Annotated in this window: 8 protein-coding genes; 1 reads left to right on the top strand and 7 read right to left on the bottom strand. The window is 70.4% G+C overall.

The window, feature by feature from the left end; all coding sequences use genetic code 11:
- The first annotated feature begins 78 nt into the window (after window positions 1–78).
- On the top strand, window positions 79–768 hold the full coding sequence (locus ACFPOE_RS19220; protein WP_376851894.1) for a response regulator transcription factor: 690 nt from the start codon (window positions 79–81) through the stop codon (window positions 766–768).
- On the opposite strand, the gene ACFPOE_RS19215 is transcribed toward ACFPOE_RS19220, so the two are convergent.
- The 7 genes from ACFPOE_RS19215 to ACFPOE_RS19185 all read right to left on the bottom strand — a co-directional run bounded on the left by ACFPOE_RS19215 (window position 744) and on the right by ACFPOE_RS19185 (window position 6,083).
- Window positions 744–1,001: a hypothetical protein gene (locus ACFPOE_RS19215; protein WP_376851893.1), complete on the bottom strand. Its 258-nt coding sequence runs from the start codon at window positions 999–1,001 to the stop codon at window positions 744–746. The two genes, ACFPOE_RS19220 and ACFPOE_RS19215, sit on opposite strands and share 25 nt — an antisense overlap.
- Window positions 1,002–1,024: 23 nt before the next feature.
- On the bottom strand, window positions 1,025–2,422 hold the full coding sequence (locus tag ACFPOE_RS19210) for a metallophosphoesterase family protein (protein WP_376851892.1): 1,398 nt from the start codon (window positions 2,420–2,422) through the stop codon (window positions 1,025–1,027).
- 86 nt (window positions 2,423–2,508) lie between these two features.
- Complete coding sequence (locus tag ACFPOE_RS19205; protein WP_376851891.1) at window positions 2,509–2,826, bottom strand: helix-turn-helix domain-containing protein; 318 nt, start codon at window positions 2,824–2,826, stop codon at window positions 2,509–2,511.
- Complete coding sequence (locus ACFPOE_RS19200; protein ID WP_376851890.1) at window positions 2,819–2,974, bottom strand: hypothetical protein; 156 nt, start codon at window positions 2,972–2,974, stop codon at window positions 2,819–2,821. Before ACFPOE_RS19200 ends, ACFPOE_RS19205 begins: the two co-directional genes overlap by 8 nt.
- A 113-nt stretch (window positions 2,975–3,087) precedes the next feature.
- Complete coding sequence (locus ACFPOE_RS19195; protein ID WP_376851889.1) at window positions 3,088–3,474, bottom strand: hypothetical protein; 387 nt, start codon at window positions 3,472–3,474, stop codon at window positions 3,088–3,090.
- A 123-nt stretch (window positions 3,475–3,597) separates the two neighbouring features.
- Window positions 3,598–4,554 (bottom strand): dioxygenase family protein, encoded by a 957-nt coding sequence (locus ACFPOE_RS19190; protein WP_376851888.1) that lies wholly within the window; start codon window positions 4,552–4,554, stop codon window positions 3,598–3,600.
- Window positions 4,555–4,583: 29 nt separating this feature from the next.
- Window positions 4,584–6,083 carry a lyase family protein gene (locus ACFPOE_RS19185; protein ID WP_376851887.1) on the bottom strand — a complete coding sequence of 500 codons (1,500 nt, stop codon included), beginning with the start codon at window positions 6,081–6,083 and terminating at the stop codon, window positions 4,584–4,586.
- Window positions 6,084–6,138 lie beyond the last annotated feature (55 nt).

The following is a 6,138-nucleotide window of genomic DNA, read 5'->3' as shown; positions in this document are numbered from 1 at the left end:
TTCTTCCTGCAGCTGCGCCGCACCAGGAACGCCATCGTGCCGGTGGCACTGCCGGAAGGTTAAAAGGGGAATCCGTCCATGCGCATCCTGGTCACCGAAGACGATGAGGTGCTGCGCACGCTGATGCTGCGCAGCCTGGTCGACGCGGGCCACCGCGTGGACCTGGCGGCCTCGATCGAAGAAGGCCGCAACCGCTGGCAGCTGCACCCCTACGACGCGGTGCTGCTGGACCTGAACCTGCCCTATTCCTCCACCGGACACAGCGCCATGGGCAACGGCCTGGCGCTGCTGCGCGAGGCGCGGGCACGCGGCGACCGCACGCCGGTGCTGGTGCTCACGGCGCGCGACCGCACCGAGGAGCGCATCGCCGGCCTGGACGCGGGCGCCGACGACTACCTGGGCAAGCCCTTCGACCTGGACGAAGTGGAAGCCCGCCTGCGCGCCCTGGTGCGCCGCGCACGCAGCACCGACGACCGGGTCGACGTCGGCCAGCTGACGCTGGACCGGCAGGCGCGCCGCTTCTTCCTGGCCAGCCAGCCGTGGGACCTGCCGGCCCGCGAGTTCGAAGTGCTGTGGGAGCTGATGACGCCGCCCGGCCGGGTGGTCAGCAAGCGCGAGCTGTCGGGCAAGCTGTCGGAGTCGGACGGCGCGCTCGGCGACAACGCCCTGGAAGCGTTCATCTCGCGCCTGCGCAAGAAGATGGGCACCAGCGGGGTGGCGATCCGCACCCTGCGCGGCCTGGGCTACGTGCTCGAGGAAGCGCGGTAATACGCCGACCTGGCGGCGATGCCGCCCAACACCGCGCAGGCGGCCAGGATGGCGCAGGCCAGCGGCAGCGGAACCTGCAGCGCCACGCCGCCGCGGGCGGTCCGAACCCCGGTCAGATACCGGTATCCCCACCACAGGCCGCAGCCCAGCATCGCCGTCAGCAGCGAGACGCCGGTGCCCGCGAGCATTGCCGCCAGCAAACGATCCTTCTTTCGGGCGAGCGCAGTTTCCACGGATTGCAGCTTACGCGATTGCGTCACCGCGGTGGCTCGGCCGGCGCCGGCGAGCACACGCTCCTGCCGTCGCCGATCGCGCAGCGCAGCACCGGCTGGCCATCGGCGGTGTATTCGGTCAGCAGCCAGGATCCGCCGCCCTGCAGTTCCAGCATGGCGAACCCGAACTCGGAACGCGCGGCGTAGTCGCGCACCACCACGCCGGGGTACGGCTGCAAGCCCGCAGGCAGCGGGAACGGCGCCGCCCCCTCGTTGGCCGACGCCGAGTTTCCCAGCACCAGCGAGACCGGCTGGCCGCCGGCAAGGCCGATCGACTCGAACAGGTGGATGTGGCCGTGCATGCTCAGGTCCACGCCGGCCGGAAACAGCCGGCCCGGGTACAAGTCCGCCGCCACCGCTTGCAGCGCCGCGTTGCCCGCGGGTTGCGGCGGCGCGCCTGCGCGTCCGGGAACGAAGGCCAGCAGCGGGTGGTGGCTGAGGAACACGTTGTGGGCACTGCGCGCGGCCAGCGCCTGGACGGCGACCATCTGCTCCCGGTAGCGCGCGAAGGCCGCACTGCCGGGAGCCGGCGCCCTGAACGGGGCGGCCGCGGAATCGAACACCAGCAGTTGCTCGTCAGGGGTGAGCGCAACCGCATACGGCGCCGAATAGTCCGCGTCGCCGTCGAACGCCGGCTGGTTGCATGAACGCTGTTCGCGCCAGGGGAGCGGGTCGATGAAGCGGAACCAGCCCTGTCCCGCCCGCGCGCACATCTCGTGGTTGCCGCGCACGAACACCCATGGCGCCTGCAACAGCAGCGGCCGCGCCGGGGTGAAGAAGTCGGCCTGCCAGGCGTCGTGGCCATAGCCCCATGGGCTGCCGGCGCAGCCGCCATTGCCCACCGGGCAGGGACTTTCGCGGTAGTGGATGTCGCCCACATGGACCACCAGGTCCGGATGCATTGCGGCGGCGCTGGCGGCGACCCGGGCCAGCGGCCAGCCGTCGCGGTCGTTGCAGTCCTGGAAGGCGCCGTCGGACGCCTTCAGGCGGCAACCGGTGTCGCCGATGACGGCGATCCGCCGCACCTGCGCGCGCGGCGCAGGCACCGCCACTGCGCCGATCCTGGCGGCCGTCACGCCTGGCGGCCAGGCCGCCTCGCACACCAGCACGTCGAACTGCGCCGGCTTGGTATCCGGCTGCCCGGCGCCGCCGCGCGCGGCAATCGTGGCCGGCCCGGCCCGCACCGCCATCGCCTCGCGCGCCCTGCCCTGCCACGCAATCTGCGGGCAGGTGGCGGCGCGGGTCAGGACGCGCACCTGCGCCGACCCGCCGCCGCCCTGCACGGTGAACAGCGCTTCAATGCCGGCGGTGCCGGGCCCCGCAGGCGGCGCGGCGCAACCGGCGAGCAGCGCCGCGGCAATGAACAACCCGATCCAGCGCATGGCAGTCCCCGGACGTCGCAAAGCCCGCACGATACTCCCCCGCCGGAGCGCTGCGCAAGGGATCGTGCGGGCCCGCCTGCCGGATGTCAGCTTCGCGTGAGCGCGTACCCCAGCTCCGGGCTTCCGCTGATCCCGACGCCCGACCCGAGCATGGCCAGCTGCGCGCGCAGCCGCTGGATCGCGCCGGCCAACGCGCCCGGGCTCACCGTCTGCCAGATGCCCCACGCCTTCAGTTCGAGCACGGTGCGCCGCACGGCGCGGCCCTGCGCGCGCACCAGGCTGGCCACCAGCTGCAGTTCCGGCTCCGGCAGCGCGACCACTTCGCCGCGCACCTGCACCAGGCGGCCGTCGCCCACCAGCGCGAGATCGCCGTAGCTGGCGGCGGGCACGGCCGCTTCACGCATGGCGCGGCTCCACCGATGCTGACTGGAAGCCGTACGGCGCGCGGTCTGCGCCTTCGGTGGGCACGACGCTGGAGGCGACGGCCGCCAGGATGCTGGCGGCGACGATCGCCAGGAAGGCTGCGGTGGAGATGAGCGTTCTGGTGTTCATGGTGGGCCTCGGTCGCTCCACTTTAGGCAGCGCCAATTAGCCCCCAGTGAGGCAATCGTTAGCCGGGAATTAGCGCCAGCCCACAGCCGCGCCCGACGGCGGCCTGCCGGCGCTCAGAGTTCGCTGGACTCGGTGGACAGCATGTCCAGCTGGGACAGCACGCTGGGCCGGGCGGCCTCGCGCGTGCGCGGCAGCGGTTCGGCGATGAAGCACAGGTCCGGGTCGATGCTGTTGATGCGCACCAGGCAGGAGGCGATCGAGCGGTCCGCCTCGTCCTCGCTGATGTCGGCGTCCAGCACGATGATCACGCCCCGGATCGGCGGGGTGAGCATCAGCACCGAGGCGTTGACCGCCGGCTCCAGGTCGTAGTTGATCTGGACCATCTCCTCGAGCCGTTGGTGCGCGTGGGTGATCTCGTCGTCTTCAAGGGCGCGGCCCGCTTCCTTTTTCGCCGTCCATTTGTCGTCTTCCGAGTGCCATACCTTGTACGCGAATCGCATAGTGCCCTTGTCGTTCTATGACCGATGGTATTGAACAAAGCGGCGATCCTGCACGCGGTGCGAGATTGATCGCCGGCAGCGTGAGAAAAGCCCGCCGGCGCTTCGGCAAAAAGGAGAACCGCGTCAGTCCGCCGGATCGGGCCTGCGCTGCAGCACCGTGAGCCGCGGCCGCTCGCCGCTCGCCTTGGCGGTGATCGGCGGGGCAGGCAGCGTGTCGTCCCCGGCCGCGATCACGAAATGGTGCTCCAGCGAATACCAGCGGCCCTGGACGTCGGCATCGGGCGCCGCCTCGTCCTGGTGCAGCACGTACTGGCCGACCAGCGCCCGGGTGACGCCGAACTGCACGTCGGACTCCAGGTTGGGATCGTCGCTGGAATAGAGCTGCGAGAACTGCGCCTTGTAGCCCGGCTTGTGGATCAGGAAATGGATGTGCGCCGGCCGCATGTTGTGGCGGCCCTGCGCGCGCAGCAAGTCGCCTACCGGCCCGGTCACCGGGATCGGGTAGCCGCTGGGCTTGACGCTGCGAAACGCGACGCGCCCCTGCGCATCGGTGGTGAAGCGGCCGCGCAGGTTCATGTCGGCCTGCGCCGGGTCCTGGTTTTCGTAGAAGCCCTCCGAGGACGCCTGCCAGACGTCGACCAGCGCACCGGCCACCGGCCGGCCCTGGGCGTCGCGCACCCAGGCATTGACGAACACCGGCTCGCCCGGCGTCGGCGAGCGCACGATGGACCCGCCGTTGGGGGTGGCAGGCGAGCCCTGGCGCCAGAACGGGCCCATCAGATTGGCGGTGGTGTCGCGGCGGCCACCATCGCCGTTGTTCAACAGGCAGACCAGCGCCGACAGGCCGAGCGAGCCGGCGGCCAGCACCACCTCGTTGTGCGACGGCGTGGTTGCCTGCCCGAGGCGCGCGACCAGTGCGCAGGCCTGGCGAAACTCCGCTTCGCTCAGCTGCGCCTCCCGCACGAAGGCATGGAGGTGCCGCACCGCCGCCGACATGATCTCGCGAAAGCGGGCGTCCGGCGCCCGCTCGATCTCGGCAAGCACGGCGGCGGTGAGGTCGGACTGGTTGTCGATGATCATGGTGCGTTCCTGCAGTCGTGCGCAGGCGCTCAGTGCGCCGGCAGCAGCTTGTCGAAGTCGGCGTCGAGCCGCGCCAGCGCCGTACTGATCCGCGCGCGGCGGGCCTTGATCCAGGCGTCCTGCCGCGCGAGCTGGTCCTGCGCCGCCTTGAGCATGCGCTGCATTTCCGCCGGCTGGGGCCCGCCGACGGTCGCCCGGTTGCGCACGATGGCCACCGGGTCGAGGGTCGAGCGGAATTCCACCTCGCTCATGGGCAGCTCGGTGGACAGGCCCAGCCCCTTGACCGCATCGGCGTAGATGCGCCTGGCCTCGGCGTAGGGAAAGTCCAGCGGCTTGATGTCCTTGGCCTTGGCGTAGTCGACGACTTCGGAAGCGAAATGGTGGCCGACCCGGAACGGCAGCTTGTACTTGCGCATCAGCACGTCGGCCAGCTCCTGCGAGGCCGTCCAGTCGCTATTGAGTTCCTCCAGCGCGCGCTCCGGGCTGATCACAAGCGCGTTGAGGATGCGGTCCCAGTTCTTGAGCACCGTGATCGCACTGCGGACCATCTGGGTGTTCGGCTTGACCTCCTTCGGGTCGCTCATGCCGGGCGTGATGTTGTGGGCCTGGAGCATCGGGCCCAGCGCCAGCGTGAGCGCGGTGGAGGCGTCGCGCCGGGTGCTATTGAGCAGGCCCGGGTTCCTCTTTTGCGGCATGGCGCTGGAGACGTAGGTGTTGGAGCCGCCCTCCGCCAGCAGCATCCAGGGCCGCGACTGCGAATATTGCGCCATCACGTCCTCGACGAACGCGCCCGCATGCAGCGCGATGCTGGCGACGATGGCGCCCGCTTCCACCGGCTCGTCCACCGACGAGATCTGGGCCGCGTCGTAGGCGTTGTCGACGATGGCGTCGAAACCCAGGTAGTCCGCCATCCGGGCGCGATTGAGCGGCCAGCTGGTGCCATTGAGCACCGTGGTGCCCATGGGCGAGCGGTCGATCCGCGCGTACGCCTCGCGGATGCGCTGGGCATCGCGCTCCAGTCCGGCGGCGTGCCCCAGCAGCGTGTGGCCCAGGCTGTTCGGTTGCGCCGCCACACCATTGGTGTAGTTGGGGACGATCGTGCCGGCGTGCCTGGCCGCCAGCTTCACGAGCGTCCCGGAAGTCCTGTTCAACTGGTCGGCCAGGTTCAGCATTTCCTCGCGCAGGATCGCCGCCCGGTAGGTCGCGTGCATGTCCTGGCTGGAGCGGCCCGCGTGCAGCAGGGTGATCTGCGGCCCGGCCGCCTCGATCAGCAGCGGCTCGAAGGTGATCACGCTGGACGGGCGCTTGCCGCCCTGCTGGGCGCCGGCCTGCAGCACCCTGGCGATGCCGGCGGCGAATTGCGGCGCCATGGATTTGTCCAGCAAGCCCTCGTCGGTATTGATCACGGCGGTCGCCTTGTTGATCTCGCCGAGCCAGAAGAACTCGTCGTGCAGCGGTGCCTGCTGGGCGGCGGCATGGCAGGCGCAGACGGCGATCGCCAGCGCGATGGGAAGGGCGGAGAACTTCATCGGTGGATCATCCTTTGGTTGAATCGGGATTCTCTCAAACGGCCGCCGCCATCCC

This window comes from Caenimonas terrae, assembly GCF_042655405.1.
GTDB classification, from domain to species: Bacteria; Pseudomonadota; Gammaproteobacteria; order Burkholderiales; family Burkholderiaceae_C; genus Ramlibacter; species Ramlibacter terrae_A.
This window is presented reverse-complemented; position numbering and strand designations above follow the sequence as displayed.

Excerpts from the sequence above, each read along its gene's own strand:
- ACFPOE_RS19205 (WP_376851891.1), bottom strand. The coding sequence starts at position 2,826 with ATGCGTGAAGCGGCCGTGCCCGCCGCCAGCTACGGCGATCTCGCGCTG.
- ACFPOE_RS19210 (WP_376851892.1), bottom strand. The coding sequence starts at position 2,422 with ATGCGCTGGATCGGGTTGTTCATTGCCGCGGCGCTGCTCGCCGGTTGC.
- ACFPOE_RS19190 (WP_376851888.1), bottom strand. The coding sequence starts at position 4,554 with ATGATCATCGACAACCAGTCCGACCTCACCGCCGCCGTGCTTGCCGAG.
- ACFPOE_RS19220 (WP_376851894.1), top strand. The coding sequence starts at position 79 with ATGCGCATCCTGGTCACCGAAGACGATGAGGTGCTGCGCACGCTGATG.
- ACFPOE_RS19195 (WP_376851889.1), bottom strand. The coding sequence starts at position 3,474 with ATGCGATTCGCGTACAAGGTATGGCACTCGGAAGACGACAAATGGACG.
- ACFPOE_RS19200 (WP_376851890.1), bottom strand. The coding sequence starts at position 2,974 with ATGAACACCAGAACGCTCATCTCCACCGCAGCCTTCCTGGCGATCGTC.
- ACFPOE_RS19185 (WP_376851887.1), bottom strand. The coding sequence starts at position 6,083 with ATGAAGTTCTCCGCCCTTCCCATCGCGCTGGCGATCGCCGTCTGCGCC.